This is a genomic window from uncultured Acinetobacter sp., from assembly GCF_947626835.1.
Lineage (GTDB): Bacteria > Pseudomonadota > Gammaproteobacteria > Pseudomonadales > Moraxellaceae > Acinetobacter.
On the sequence record NZ_CANQTS010000028.1, the window covers coordinates 1 to 14,092 of the forward strand.

General features: G+C 40.7%; 10 protein-coding genes, 1 pseudogene and 1 riboswitch. Of the genes and pseudogenes, 2 read left to right on the top strand and 9 right to left on the bottom strand.

Annotated elements, in window-relative coordinates; all coding sequences use genetic code 11:
- Positions 1-17: 17 nt before the first annotated feature.
- From Q0Z55_RS10120 to Q0Z55_RS10135, 4 genes and pseudogenes are all read right to left on the bottom strand, one after another.
- Positions 18-1,973 carry an ATP-binding protein gene (locus Q0Z55_RS10120; protein ID WP_297427947.1) on the bottom strand — a complete coding sequence of 652 codons (1,956 nt, stop codon included), beginning with the start codon at positions 1,971-1,973 and terminating at the stop codon, positions 18-20.
- Positions 1,974-2,057: 84 nt separating this feature from the next.
- On the bottom strand, positions 2,058-5,663 hold the full coding sequence (gene uca, locus Q0Z55_RS10125) for an urea carboxylase (protein WP_297427950.1): 3,606 nt from the start codon (positions 5,661-5,663) through the stop codon (positions 2,058-2,060).
- Complete coding sequence (locus Q0Z55_RS10130; protein WP_297427953.1) at positions 5,656-6,318, bottom strand: urea amidolyase associated protein UAAP2; 663 nt, start codon at positions 6,316-6,318, stop codon at positions 5,656-5,658. The genes uca and Q0Z55_RS10130 overlap by 8 nt, the downstream gene beginning before the upstream one ends.
- 28 nt (positions 6,319-6,346) lie before the next feature.
- Positions 6,347-6,823 (bottom strand): annotated as a pseudogene (locus Q0Z55_RS10135) (DUF1989 domain-containing protein); the annotation flags it as partial.
- A gap of 29 nt (positions 6,824-6,852) precedes the next feature.
- Positions 6,853-6,964: riboswitch (guanidine-I (ykkC/yxkD leader) on the bottom strand.
- Between the two features lie 237 nt (positions 6,965-7,201).
- On the opposite strand from Q0Z55_RS10135, the gene otsB reads away from it, so the two are divergent.
- Both otsB and Q0Z55_RS10145 read left to right on the top strand, forming a co-directional pair.
- Positions 7,202-7,978, top strand: a complete 777-nt coding sequence (gene otsB, locus Q0Z55_RS10140) for a trehalose-phosphatase (RefSeq protein WP_297427955.1) — start codon at positions 7,202-7,204, stop codon at positions 7,976-7,978.
- A 2-nt stretch (positions 7,979-7,980) separates the two neighbouring features.
- Complete coding sequence (locus Q0Z55_RS10145) at positions 7,981-9,366, top strand: trehalose-6-phosphate synthase (protein ID WP_297427958.1); 1,386 nt, start codon at positions 7,981-7,983, stop codon at positions 9,364-9,366.
- Here Q0Z55_RS10145 and Q0Z55_RS10150 read toward each other — a convergent pair.
- The 5 genes from Q0Z55_RS10150 to Q0Z55_RS10170 all read right to left on the bottom strand — a co-directional run bounded on the left by Q0Z55_RS10150 (position 9,363) and on the right by Q0Z55_RS10170 (position 13,814).
- Complete coding sequence (locus Q0Z55_RS10150) at positions 9,363-10,565, bottom strand: MFS transporter (protein ID WP_297427961.1); 1,203 nt, start codon at positions 10,563-10,565, stop codon at positions 9,363-9,365. The two genes, Q0Z55_RS10145 and Q0Z55_RS10150, sit on opposite strands and share 4 nt — an antisense overlap.
- A gap of 219 nt (positions 10,566-10,784) precedes the next feature.
- Complete coding sequence (locus Q0Z55_RS10155; protein ID WP_297427964.1) at positions 10,785-11,468, bottom strand: glycosyltransferase; 684 nt, start codon at positions 11,466-11,468, stop codon at positions 10,785-10,787.
- Positions 11,465-12,061 carry an SAM-dependent methyltransferase gene (locus Q0Z55_RS10160; protein WP_297427968.1) on the bottom strand — a complete coding sequence of 199 codons (597 nt, stop codon included), beginning with the start codon at positions 12,059-12,061 and terminating at the stop codon, positions 11,465-11,467. Before Q0Z55_RS10160 ends, Q0Z55_RS10155 begins: the two co-directional genes overlap by 4 nt.
- The gene (locus Q0Z55_RS10165; RefSeq protein WP_297427971.1) at positions 12,055-12,834 is read right to left on the bottom strand and encodes a PIG-L deacetylase family protein; all 780 of its coding nucleotides are present in this window, start codon (positions 12,832-12,834) and stop codon (positions 12,055-12,057) included. Before Q0Z55_RS10165 ends, Q0Z55_RS10160 begins: the two co-directional genes overlap by 7 nt.
- Positions 12,822-13,814, bottom strand: a complete 993-nt coding sequence (locus Q0Z55_RS10170; RefSeq protein ID WP_297427974.1) for an acyl-CoA dehydrogenase — start codon at positions 13,812-13,814, stop codon at positions 12,822-12,824. Before Q0Z55_RS10170 ends, Q0Z55_RS10165 begins: the two co-directional genes overlap by 13 nt.
- Positions 13,815-14,092 lie beyond the last annotated feature (278 nt).

Consider the following 14,092-nt stretch of genomic DNA (forward strand, 5'->3'; position numbering starts at 1 on the left):
TTTGTGTGTAGGCTTCTTCATTTGAAAATTATATCGCTGAAAAAGCCTTTACAGATAGGTTTGTGCAACAAAGCCTTTTTAAAGCCACATTCATAATACAAATCATGACGATCTTTTTTAGGATAAAGTTTAAGCAATTCTAGAATTGAGGGGTGTACCAATTCATTTAGAACCGTAAGTGATTTATAACGTAATGTACTCTTCGATAGCTTATGATTTTCTTGATTATTTAACCAATTTGAAATAACTTTTATGCAAGTATCAATATATTTAGAATTGTCTTTGATAGCATAATAGTAAGCATATATTCCTATTAAAAAATTATGCTGAGTAAGTAATTCAAGTCTTTCAATGTTTAATAAGGATAAATAACAGGATAGTCCCAATGCTTCTGAGAAATAGGGATCAGTCAAAAATTCTAAATATTCATCTTTTTCTAAAAAATCCTGTATAGCTTGAGCCATGAGCAGAAATTTAATCTTGTCATGACGAAAGATAATAATATTTTGTTCATCAAGTCTTATAATTTGTCCATCATCGAGTATATTCCGTAGATCTGACCTTTCCTCACGATCTAAAAATCCAGATAATTGAATTATATTGATTTTATCAATCTTATTTAAAACCAAATATGAAATACTTTTTGAAAGAGTTATTTCAAGATCATTACAAAATTTTTCTTTTGCATATGCAATATTTTCTAGTGTTGTTGAAATAAATTTTTCAATAATTTTATCATTTTTTTTAGTTTCCTTAAAATCAACTAAAGCCAAAAGCAAGGGATCATTGCCAACGTTCCTTGCAATACTTTTTAATGTCAACTCATCAATATTTAGGTTTTCTGATTTACATCTTTTTTGTAATGCCTCTAATGCTTGCTCATCTGTGTAATTATCTAAATAAATATATGAAAATCCGTTTTTAGATAATTCTTCTTTGAGCTTGAGTGAAAGTATGCTTAGTTTTTGATACCAAACAGGACACAAGATATTTATTCTTTTTTCATTGCTTGCCCATGAGCTAATTTTTTCAATTAGTTGTTCGGTATTATTTATATTGTTAATATCCTCAATTAAAATGATTAAAGGGTTTTCCACAGAACATAAATCTAAAGCCTTTCTACCACATCCTTTAATTAAGCGACCTGAATATCTTTGTAGCTCTTTTTCAATAGCTTCATCTAAGTTTAAAGAATTTTGTATGTTTTCTTCCCTCAATACTAAAATCGAATGCCCTTTATCTAACTTTTTTAGAATAAAGTTCGTACAAATAGTAGTTTTACCTGAACCAGAGGTTCCAATTACTAAATTCAAATTTTGAAATTTTATGTCATCACGTTCAACGAATAAGTCTTGTTTAAAATTAAGATGTACAGTACTTAAAGTGCCTATTCTTAAGAGTTCTTCATGAGATAGAACAGTAGGCAAAACACCAAAATATTTATGACGAATTGTTTGACCATTCGGATCAATATCTAAAAATGAAGAAATTCTAGAGTTTGACCATATTTCTAATTCAATATCATGTTGTGAAGCAAGCTGATGTGCTTTTATACGTATTTCTTGAGGCTCATCACTATTACACATCAAGGCTAACCTTGCTTTTAAATCAGGATTTCCTTGCCTAATTTTAACTAACTCTTTAATTGCTTTTACTAAGTCACCATCACTTCCTGTGGGTTTACTACCTTTTTTTCTCGGTGTAACTGTGTCTAAATCTCTCAACCATTTGGTTTCTAAATCATTACGTGATGTTGTTGTATGTGCTACTGCAACAACCTTTGCTTCGCCGTTGACATAACACCAACCTACATTATCCAATGGTGCTTTAATTGTTTTACCTTGCGGATTCATACCCTGATGAGAAATACTCTTATAAATCTCAGGTTCAGCAAATCTAAGCACATCAGATGCTAATCTTTCGAATAATCCTGCATCAGTAATATTTGCTAGAGCACTATTGGTTTCATTCATAGTCTAGATTTGAATAATTCATATATTTTTCATTAGTATAATAAAAAACCGCCCTTACGGACGGTCTTTTTTATATCTATCTCATCAAGCTACCGGCGCCAATGTAAACAATACCTGCCCCGTTTTCACCGTTTGCCCTTTTTCAATGGTAATCGCTTCAACCTTCATACGCTCAGGCGCAATAATTGGAATCTCGATTTTCATCGCTTCAATCACGGCAAGCGTTGCGCCTTCTTCCACAATATCACCTGACTGACATTCAATTTTCCAAATTGAACCCGGCATATGCGATTCCACCGCACAGCCACCTTCAGGCACTTCTACGCCTTCACCATCATCCACAGCATCTAAACTTTCAGAGACATATTCTGCAAGTCCTGCCTCATGCCAACGACGACGTTCTGCATCAAAATTAGCTTGTTGCACTGACTTAAATGCTGAAATGGATGCTTGGTTTTCAGTTAAGAAGTCGTTGTACTCTTTTAAGTTTAATACACCTTCTTCAATACGCAATTTTAAGCGACCTGCTTTAAAGTCCTCACGCATCTGCATGAGTTCCTCTTCAGACACTTCATAGAATTTAATTTGGTCAAAGAAGCGCAGTAACCACGGTTTGCCTTGCTCAAAATCGGCATTTTTACGGTAGCGTGACCACATTTGCGTGGTACGACCAACAAACTGATAGCCTCCCGGACCTTCCATGCCGTAGACGCACATATAAGCACCACCAATCCCCACGGCATTTTCAGGAGTCCATGTCCGTGCAGGGTTATATTTTGTCGTCACCAAACGCTGACGCGGATCAAGTGGTGTTGCCACAGGTGCACCAAGGTATACATCGCCCAAGCCCATCACCAAATAACTCGCGTTATACACCACATCTTTTACGGCTTGTTTATCTTTTAAACCATTAATACGACGAATAAATTCGATATTGTCCGGACACCATGGTGCATCAGGACGCACGGTTTGCATATAGCGTTCCGTTGCCAATTGCGTTTGTGAATCTTCCCAAGCCAGCGGTAAATACACCGTACGTGATGGCACTTGCATTTGCGTCACATCGGGCAGTTCAGCTTCTGCTACTTGCAATAAACGCAGTAAATCCAGTTGATCGATTTTTAATGAGTCAAAATGAATTTGTAGAGAACGAATGCCCGGTGTCAGGTCGATGATGCCCTGAATATTTTGCTTTTCAACCCATTGCATAAGCGCATGAATACGGAAACGTAAGTTCAGATCAAGTACCAAATCGCCATATTCCAGTAGCATATAGTTGTTACCGGCAGGACGATACACCACATCAGGCGCACCATTTTCGCCTTTTAATACATCCAACACGGCATTTTTTAAGGTCGAAAGTTCAGGATAGAACGACTCATCAAATGCCACCGCTTGTGTATCTGATGTTTCTAGTTGCGCATGATATTTTTCATTGAGTACTTTGGCTTGGGTGTAGCTCACAGGGACAAATTTCACTTTGTCACCGGCTTTAAGCTGTCCCAATTTCCAAAGCTCAGAATGAATCACCACCGCAGGACAAACAAAGCCACCGAGACTTGGACCATCTGGACCAAGAATAATCGGCATATCACCAGTGAAATCAATCGCACCAATGGCATAGGCATTGTCGTGAATATTGGATGGATGCAGACCTGCTTCACCACCATCCTCACGCGCCCATTCCGGTTTTGGACCAATCAAACGGATACCGGTACGGCTTGAGTTAAAGTGAATCTCAAAGGTATTGGCAAAGAAAGTATCAATATCATTTTTAGTAAAGAAATCAGGCGCACCATGCGGGCCATACATCACCGCAATTTCCCATTCATGGCTAAATGACGGCACTTGTTCAGCTGCAAGGCTTTTCACTTCATCACTTGTAAATGCGGTGATTGGCAGCATATCGCCAATCAGTAAGTTACGCCCTGCATGACCACCAAACTGACCCAAAGTAAAGGTCGCTTGTGAGCCTAGATACTCAGGTACATTCAAACCACCTTTAATACCAATATAGGTACGGCAACCTGTCGCGATTTTTCCACATTTTAGCACCTGACCTTTACGCACATTGACGGTTTGCCACATTGGTACAGACACGCCATCTAGTGTTGATGGCATATCGCCACCGGCAAGCACAATTTGGCTATCACAATGGAATTTTAACGTCGGCCCTTGTAGCGTACATTCAAGCCCTGCGGTGTTATAGGCATTGCCAAGCAATTGGTTTGCAACATTCAGCGATAATGGATCAATCGCACCGGATGGTGGCACACCGACATCCCAATAGCCCAAACGCCCTGTCACATCTTGCACGGCGGTTTGAATACCGGCTTGTAACACTTCAATCTTTTGAGTTTTCCATTCAAAAGTATTTAAGAAACGTGTGGTTTGCGTGCCCGCTTTAAATACATCACAGTCGATGATGTTTTGTAGATATTCAAGATTGGTTTCAATCCCTGCAACTGAGGTTTTTGCCAAAGTATCCGTCATGGCTTGAATGGCAGAAGCACGAGTCTCGTTCGTTACAATGATTTTGGCAATCATCGGGTCATAGAATGAGGATACATTGGAACCTGTTTCGACCCATGTTTCATTACGTGCATTGGCATCCAATTCAACATGCGTTAAAAGCCCTGCACTTGGTTGGAAGTTTTTGATTGGATCTTCAGCGTACAGACGCACTTGAATAGAATGACCTTTCGATTCTAATGGTTCAGTTGGCGCAGTCCAGTCACCGCTTGCCAATGTCACCATCCATTCCACCAAGTCCACACCAAAGACTTGCTCGGTCACACCATGTTCTACTTGTAGACGGGTGTTCACTTCCAAGAAATAGAATTCTTGCGTGTCGGTATCCATCACAAACTCAACCGTACCGGCGGAACGGTAGTTCACCGATTGCATGAGTTGAATGGCAACATTTTGGATGTAGGCACGCTGTTCATCATTGATATGCGGTGCTGGGGTTTCCTCAATCACTTTTTGGTTACGACGTTGTACCGAGCAATCACGCTCACCGAGCGCAATCACTTGACCTTTGCCATCACCAAAAATTTGCACTTCAATATGACGGGCATTTTGCACGAATTTTTCAAGATACAAACCTGCATCTTTAAAATTGGCTTGCGCTAAATAAGATACAGTTGCATAAGCATCTTTCAGCTCTGCTTCGTTCCAGACCAAACGCATGCCAATCCCACCACCACCTGCCGTACTTTTCAGCATCACAGGATAGCCAATACGATTGGCCTCAAACAGTGCTTCTGCTTCATCTGCAAGCAATTGACTGCCCGGTAATAATGGTACATTGGCTTGAATTGCAAGCTCACGTGCGGTGTGTTTTAAACCAAATGCACGCATTTGTGCAGAGTTTGGTCCAATAAAAACGATGCGTTGTGATTCACATAAGTCGCAGAATTCAGCATTTTCAGACAAGAAACCATAACCCGGATGGATCGCTTGCGCGCCGGTTTGTTTGGCCACTTCTAAAATTTTATCGACATTTAAATAGCTTTGACTCGCTGGTGATTCGCCGATATACACTGCTTCATCCGCTAAGGTCACATGAAGAGAGTCACGATCGGCTTCCGAATAGACTACAACCGATTGGATGCCTAATTTTTTTAATGTACGAATGACACGACATGCAATTGCACCACGATTGGCGATTAAAACTTTATTAAACATGTGATGCATCCTCGCCTTCACGGATGATCAATTGAATTTTGGTTGGGTTATAGGCATTACATGGGTTATTCAGTTGTGGGCAGTTAGAGATCAGCACAATCAAGTCCATCTCGGCTTTAATTTCCACATATTTACCCGGTGCAGAAATACCATCATCAAACTTTAAATGACCCTCAGATGTCACAGGTACATTCATAAAGAAATTAATGTTTGGACCGATATGACGCACGTTTAAGCCATGTCTTTTGGCAATTGGATGCTGAGAGAGCGCAATCATGAAATTGTTACGACAACTGTGCATGGGGTATGTGTCATGTGCATAACGCACCGTGTTACTTTCACATGAACATGCCCCGCCTAAAGTATCGTGACGACCACAGTTGTCATCATGAATGCTGGCAATTTTATTGCCAAAGTTTGTGTATAACGTTGTGCCTTTTTCTAAATAGATCTGTTGATTGATGGCTAAGGTATCGGTTGCGCTATAACGCTCTTCAGGGTTTGAAGCAGAGATGAATAACGTATCGACCGCTTGGTTGCCCTCTAAATCCACGATACGGAAATATTGCCCCTTTTTGACTTCGCACATCCATGCTTCACCGGCAGGACACACTTCGCTTAATACTGACTCTTCTAACTTCACAAGTGCAGTCATGTTGTATTCCCCCAATTAAGCGCTGAGTTGGTTGAACTTTAGAAAAGAGATTTAAAGTACTGCTGAGGTCTGTTGCCGATAAGCCAAATTTGGTCATTTCTAGCAGTAAGCTGTCTTTGCCGTTGCGGTACATGTCATTACGTGCATCTTGAAACGTCTGTTGACCAAACTGTTTTTCGATTAGTTGTACGGTGCTTGGTGCGCAGAATGCGTCATTCCAACCGTGGTCATCTTTGACAATGGAAATCATCGCTCGACCCAGATCAGAGGCAAGAATATGCCCTGTACTTAAAAAAGCCGTATGTTGCCCTTTTAAGCTGTCTGGCATGTTGTAGCGTTCGAGTTTATCTTCTGAATTTAAACAGTAAAATGCCACATTGGCATTTTGACCTAAGGATTGTAGTTGTAATACTGCGCCACGTTGAATGCGTGCTGACCAGTGATGTCCACCCGGTAAACGTTCAGTCCAAAGGACGTGATCTTCGTGATAAGTTATTGTGCTCATATGCATCTACCCCAAGCTTTTAACGGTTTACCTCCCGGGCTTTTATCCCTCCGTGTAGCGAGCGGTGTTTCCTTTCGCCGTGAACTCTCGGTCGCAGACCTACACGAATCTTCATGTATCGGAACCCTAGATCACTTTATGATGACGTTGATAGATGCAAAGGCTATGCCAGTTTTGTATTACGATTTTTTGTTTTTATCATACTCAAAACAGCAAACTGGAAAAGATTTTGTTCCTGTTTAGCGCACTGTGCGCCAAAAAGAACAGATGTAAGCATAAATAGTCTGCATGTTAGCGCTTTGTAATTTAAGCAGTGTGATCGTCTTGAGTGCTGTTATAACAAGATTTCTATTTTTAATACCAAGAACCATCTTTATTATGCAAAGCACCTGCCATGCTGTCTCACATTTTTTAGATACCATGTCACCACAGACACATTATGTGCTCTATTTAGATATTGATGGTACTTTGGCTGAATTTCAGCTTAATCCTAAAGATAGTTTTATTCCAACCAAAACCTTACATCTTTTAAGTTGCTTAATTGCGCTCAAAATTCCAGTGATTTTGCTGACAGGCCGCTGCTTGGCAGATGCGCAAAACCTTGCGCAAGGGTTGAACGTAGATATTGCTGCAAGTCATGGTCTAGATCTTTATATAAAACAAAACAGGGATGTGCCCAAGTTAGACCTCGATGTCATTCAAAAATTACAGCAGCATGTTACACAAGCCTGTCAAGGGATGGCATTACGTCTAGAATATAAAGATTACTCTATCGCTTTGCATTACCGTGAATATCCGCAATCAGCGCATTGTGTAGAACAACTTGCTCAACAACTGGTACATGGTTTTCCTGATTTTTATTTAAAGAAGGGGCAATATGTATGGGAAATTGCCCCTAAAGCGGCCAACAAAGGACATGCGATACAACGTATACAACATGCCTTAGCACTTGAATATACTCATCCTATCTTTATTGGTGACGATGTAACCGATGAAGATGGCTTTGCGATGGTCAATTCACTGGGTGGAAGTAGCATTAAAGTGGGTCAAGGTGCAACACAAGCTGCTTATCGCGTACAAACCATTCAAGCATGTGTAGATTTTTTAGCGCAATTTACAACAAAAATAGTTCATCAAAGACATATGGAAAAATAACGATGAGTCAGTTAATTGTGGTCTCCAACCGAGTCACGCTTCCGCAAAGTGGACAAGCGGTTGGTGGGCTTGCTGTGGCTTTAAATGATGCTCTGAAAGATCACGGCGGAACATGGCTAGGGTGGAACGGTGCACAAGTATCTGATATACACCCGTTGGAATTTCAAGAGCAACAGCATGATCAAGTGACTTATGTCACCACGCCTTTGAGTCATACAGAACATCAAGATTTCTATTCAGGCTTTGCCAACAATACTCTATGGCCAATGCTACATAGTCGCTCGGATTTGATGGTTGAAGACCCAACTCAATTTCACATTTATCAACAGGTGAACCAACGTTTTGCCCAAAAAATTGCCGAAATCGCCCAAGAAGACGATATTATTTGGGTGCATGACTATCATTTTTTAAGTTTGGCTCAGCATTGCCGACAACTGGGCTTAAAAAATCGCATTGGATTTTTCTTACATATTCCCTTTAGTAATGCAGGTCATTGGCAGCAATTGCATGTAGCAAATACGCTGCTTACACATGTATTGGCTTATGATGTTATTGGTCTACAAACGCAAGCTGACCAAGATGATTGTATTGAGGTGTACCAAACTTTGCTCAATACTGCCATTAAACACAATACGATTTTCTATCAACAGCGCCGCGTTTTAGTGCAAGCTTATCCAATTGGAATTGATCCACATGCGATTCAACAGGCAGCCAAAGGCGATAGTTTACTGCTACAGGACTACTTTGATCCTATACCCAAGCACAATGTGCCATGGATTATCTCAGCTGAACGAGTAGATTATTCTAAAGGAATTTTGGAACGTTTAAATGCGATTGAATCTTGGATCAAAGAACAAGGTTCTGATCGGTTTGCCGCCATACAGGTGGCTTGTCCTTGCCGGATGGAGGTAGAGACCTACAAAAATCTCTATAACAGTGTCAATCAGCGCATTGCCTTGATCAATCAGGAAGTATCCTGCTTAGAGCATCAACCCATTTATGTGACCAATCAAATGATTCCTCATCATCAACTGATGCAATTTTACCGACAAAGTGCCGTGTGCTGGGTCAATTCACTCAAAGATGGCATGAACTTAGTTGCCAAAGAGTATATTGCAGCTCAAGATCCCGACAATCCGGGAGTATTGCTTTTATCTTGCCATACTGGCGCTGCAGAACAGATGCAACAGGCCTTAATCGTGAATCCACATGATATTAAAAGCTTAAAAGATGCCTTAAGTAAAGCACTTGATATGCCTTTATCTGAACGTATGATCCGTTACCATGCACTGATCAAAGACCTTGAGGTTAATGATATTCATGCTTGGCGCACCTCGTTTCTTGCAGATTTAAGCCATGCCAATACAGGACATTTGCACGAGGTTTAAGCAGCGGCTTTTTCATATTTTAGCGTGAAATAATTAACCACAGCAATTAAACCTAAAGCTAGAGCAATCACCGCAAATACGGCAGTTAAGCCAAAGACTTCACTGCCTAGACCCACCACAGCTGGACCTAACAGTGAGCCGCTATATGCAAAGGTCGATACATAAGACAATGCTGCAGCTTTGGGCATTTGATTTTGTCGCCCCACGCGCGAAAACATAATTGGAACAATGTTGGCACACCCTAAACCTAAAACACTATAGCCCAATAATACCATCAGCCAATGTGGTGCTAAGATCACCATGCTTAAGCCTACCCCTGCCATTAAGGCACCTAAAAACACAGTTTTAGCCTCTCCGAAATACTGCTGAATCTGACGCCCAGCAAAGCGCCCCATGGTCATGGTAATCGCAAAACACGTATACGCCAGACCTGCATAAGCTGCGTCTACCCCAAATTCTTGAGTTAAGTAGATCCCGCTCCAATCCATAGCCGAGCCTTCGGATAAAAATGCAATAAAACACATAATTCCCATCAGGGCAATGAAAGGGCTTGGTAAACCACGTTTGATTTTTGGGGTAATTTTTTCAGATTCTGTGGGTACAGGTTGAGCTAAACATTTCGGTACAGCCAGCAACATCACTATTAAAATACAGGCTGCAATGATTAAAGCAGCAAGCAATGGGCTTAATCCAAGTGCCAATAAAACGGTCATGCTCATCACACCCAATAAACCACCTAAGCTACACATACCATGAAAACTTGACATCATGTTTTTGGCATACTGTTTTTCAACCATAACGGCTTGTAAGTTAATGGTAACGCCTAAACTTCCCGCAGCTGCACCAAAGGCAAATAGACTTATACCCAAAGCCCACGTGGTTGGTAGCATGGCCAATAAAGGCAAAACCACAATAAACACTGCTAACGTCACGGCAATAATTAAACGTCCACCCATTTTCTGAATCAACATTCCTGTCAGTGGCATCGCCAACATCGAGCCAATGCCGGCACATAGCAATAAGCTGCCAAAATCTGCATGATTCAAAGATAAACGTTGCTGGGCAAATGGAATAAGGGGTGCCCATGCCGCAGTGGAAAAGCCCAAACTAAAGAAACATAATAAGGTAGCTAAACGTTGCGCCGATAGCGGGGGTGCTTGGACGCGTGCGACATGCGCTACGGTTTTTGATTGCAGCATCGAAAGACCTAAGCAAATAAAGTGAAGCGTCCAATTGCACAATATCCATAGAAAAACCCCTGTATATTGAGATTAAAAAATAATCTCTACAGGGGTGATTTGGCGAAATTATACACATTTTGGATAAAAATGCAGCGCTTTTTAATATTAGAGCTTAAAATTTAGGATTTATTATTATTTTGCCTATAAAAACAAGATTTTAATATTCAGAGTTTAATTCTATGAGTTGCTCGCTTTTGGCAATAACTGTTGTTTGGTATCTAGATTCTTTAAAAAATGTGCAAAGCCTTCGTCCACACGTCCGTCTAAGCGGCTACTGGTGGTGACCCGAACTTGATTGCTCCAAAGTACCTTAAAATCTTGGGCCAACATGCGTTGTACTAAATCTACATCTTCATGACAACTTAAACCCAAAAAACCACCGGCTTTTAAATATGCCTCACGGCTAAAACTTAAATTCGCACCGTGTATATGCCCATGTCCCATACGATCTTGATAGTGAACTTGATATAAATCTTGGGTCTGTTGCGATAAGTCCTGCCAGTCTGAAATAGACACCACCCCACAAATCAAATCGGCAGGTTGATGATTTAATTGTGAAACTAACCAATTGGGGCTGACCGTACTGTCGGCATCGGTACAAGCAATCCATGTTGCACCTTGCTCTAGCAAATAACGTACCCCCAAATCACGCACTTGCCCCACGCAACGTAATTCACAACATAAATAGTCAATGTTTAATGCTTGCACATGCGCCAAGGTTTGATCTGTGCAACTGTCTAATACCACCACAACACGGACTTGTATATGATCTGCAACCGCATCAATAGCATGTTGTAATGCCAATAAACACGATTTAATTGACTGTTCTTCATTACATGCAGGAATTACGACACCAATCATACTAAGCCTTCTTGTTCTGCCAGATTAATGTTGGCATTTGACCAAACATCAATCAAGAAATCAGGGTCTTTTACAGTTAAATAATGCTTCAAATTTAACTGCTGTAAGTGTTGATGCACCTGATTGCCGTCTAACTCAAAGCCTGCAATCGAATGACGCCAATGACAACATAATAAAGTCCCACCTTGTGTTAAATGTTGATTCAGCCACGTCATCAGCTCATAAAGTGCAGCCATATCCAAATAATATAAAATCTCACTCACAATAATTAAATCAAAGCTGTGTTTGGGTAATTGTGTGGGAACCCAAGCCTGTTGTACTTCAATATGCGAATAAGTTGCCAAACGCTGCTGTGCTAGATTTACAGCTTTAGCATGCCCATCGAGACACAGCAATTGGTCACAGCGTGCTGCAAGTGCCTCACTAAACACGCCATTACTGCATCCAATCTCTAAAGCTTGTTGATAATGTGGTTTTAATAACACACTTAAACAGATCTGGCGTTTACGCTGTTCATACCAACGCTGCTCATAACCCCACGGATCATCTTTATCAGCATAGATTTTATCAAAATAGAGTTGGGTGTTTAGCATATATAGACTTCCCCAACTTGACAGATACGCTCAATGGCATGCGTTGATAAAATAGGTGGATTAAGGTTGGTTGGGTCAACTTCGATTTGGGTTTTAAAACAATCCATCGCATCACGTTTTTTTTGTTGCTCAGTTAAACTCAGCTCTAAGCGTTGTGCACGCGACCACGGAATACGGGCATCATTGGGCACAGCCCAATGCCACGCCCAAATTAAAACTTGATAACACAGCAAGCCATGATCACGAGCAAATTTTTCGGCAATTTTACCAGTACCTTCATGATCTGGATGCCCATCTTGAGCAAAGGTAGCCACCAAAATATCATGCTCCTGAATAATATGTTCAAGTGCTAAATACAGGGAGTTTTTTTGTTGATAGACCTGACCATCCGGTAGATTTAATGCCACACGTTTAACTTGTTCAGCCACACCTAATACATGTAATGCCGCTTTGGTTTCTTGTGGTCTTAAATCGTTTAAATCGCTGGCGCTATACTGGGTTGAGTGCGCATGACTGGCTGTTCCATTGGTCACTGCAATGATGACAATAGGATTGCCTTGAGCAACCAGTTGTTGAATTAAACCACCACAGCCCAAAATCTCATCATCTGGATGTGGTGCTAAAATACATACACGGCGACCTTTGGGGAAAGCTGTTTTTATATCAAATACTGGCAGTTGTTGTAAGCCTTGCCAATGTTCCCAAGTTTGCGCATCTGTACCATCGCCCATAATAACGCGATCATCCACAATTTCATGTTTTATAACATCCATGTTTCTGCCTCCTGTATCGTTGCAAGTGTTCCAATCTGCTCTAAATCAAATGCGCCATGCGTTTGGCGAATAAATACTGTTAAATCTGCAATAAGTTGGGCAAAGTGACCATCTTGACAAAAAGGTGCTGCCCCTAAAGCTAAGCCTACTCGTTCCATGACTACACGAGCTGTGTGTTCGGTACATTGACGCAGGATACGGATTTGATATTCATGACTGTGTTTCGGTGATTGATCAATACGCCGTGCGATTTCCTGAAAATATTGGCGATTGACATGCAGTGCTGTACTGATTTCACCTAAATACATGGCTTTAAAAGCATGCGGTTTATAGCGTAAATGATCTGCTAATTTTTGGGCTAAATGTGTACATGCTCCATACCAACAGGCAGCAACTCCTGCTGCACCGTGCCAAAATCCAGGTCGACTTAAATAAGCATTGGGCGCAGCAACCTTTTCAACAGCAACATCATTAAAGAAAATATTGGCTGTTTGTGTCTGTTGCATTCCCACAGCCTGCCAAATACTGTGGTTGATCTGTATATTTGCATCACGTAAATCAACTAAAATCAGTTGCGCTTGTTGAGCTTCATCTCGATAAGTCATTAAAGCTTTTTCAACGATTCCGGCTCCAGAACACCAAGGTTTAACACCATGACATAAATCATTTGTCACATTTAAAGCTTGAGGTCCACCCTCTGCTGCCCAAACTGCGTAGATTGCATCATTTTGTGCTACATGACCCAACTCATGTAGAATACTTAAGGCATCTAGATGTGATTCAAACCATTTGACCAAGCTTAAATCTAAGGCTGCAAGCTGAGATAAAATTTGCCAACGTCGTAAAGTTGCCCCTTCACCAGGATGAGGGACATCAGCACTGGCTTGTACAAGCTTTTGTAGTTGAGTGACATATGCGCTACTGCTGCTGAATAGGTGTTTAGATTGCTTTAAATTTTCAATACATTCATCAATCAACATAGCTTCTCTTTATTGTTGTACATTTTTTTAATAGTGAATAATCACAGCATACCTGCAAATGAAGTTACAATGTGTTAACTTTTTAAAGCTCAATGCTTCAAGTCACTTAAAAATTCGGCGTCCTGATCAGCCTTGAATGTATCCATTATTAAAATGAGCCTTGCGTTAATTGGCGTCTTAACTATGACCAACTGGCATAATCTTACATACGATAGCTTTGTAAATCTGTAATCTGTTTTATAATGTGTTGCTCGAAGTTACCAAGGTACATCTTTAAG

Coding starts and splice junctions, on each gene's coding strand:
- Q0Z55_RS10160 (WP_297427968.1), bottom strand. CDS start 12,061: ATGCTAAACACCCAACTCTATTTTGATAAAATCTATGCTGATAAAGAT.
- Q0Z55_RS10170 (WP_297427974.1), bottom strand. CDS start 13,814: ATGTTGATTGATGAATGTATTGAAAATTTAAAGCAATCTAAACACCTA.
- otsB (WP_297427955.1), top strand. CDS start 7,202: ATGCAAAGCACCTGCCATGCTGTCTCACATTTTTTAGATACCATGTCA.
- Q0Z55_RS10150 (WP_297427961.1), bottom strand. CDS start 10,565: ATGCTGCAATCAAAAACCGTAGCGCATGTCGCACGCGTCCAAGCACCC.
- Q0Z55_RS10165 (WP_297427971.1), bottom strand. CDS start 12,834: ATGGATGTTATAAAACATGAAATTGTGGATGATCGCGTTATTATGGGC.
- Q0Z55_RS10130 (WP_297427953.1), bottom strand. CDS start 6,318: ATGACTGCACTTGTGAAGTTAGAAGAGTCAGTATTAAGCGAAGTGTGT.
- Q0Z55_RS10120 (WP_297427947.1), bottom strand. CDS start 1,973: ATGAATGAAACCAATAGTGCTCTAGCAAATATTACTGATGCAGGATTA.
- Q0Z55_RS10145 (WP_297427958.1), top strand. CDS start 7,981: ATGAGTCAGTTAATTGTGGTCTCCAACCGAGTCACGCTTCCGCAAAGT.
- Q0Z55_RS10155 (WP_297427964.1), bottom strand. CDS start 11,468: ATGATTGGTGTCGTAATTCCTGCATGTAATGAAGAACAGTCAATTAAA.
- uca (WP_297427950.1), bottom strand. CDS start 5,663: ATGTTTAATAAAGTTTTAATCGCCAATCGTGGTGCAATTGCATGTCGT.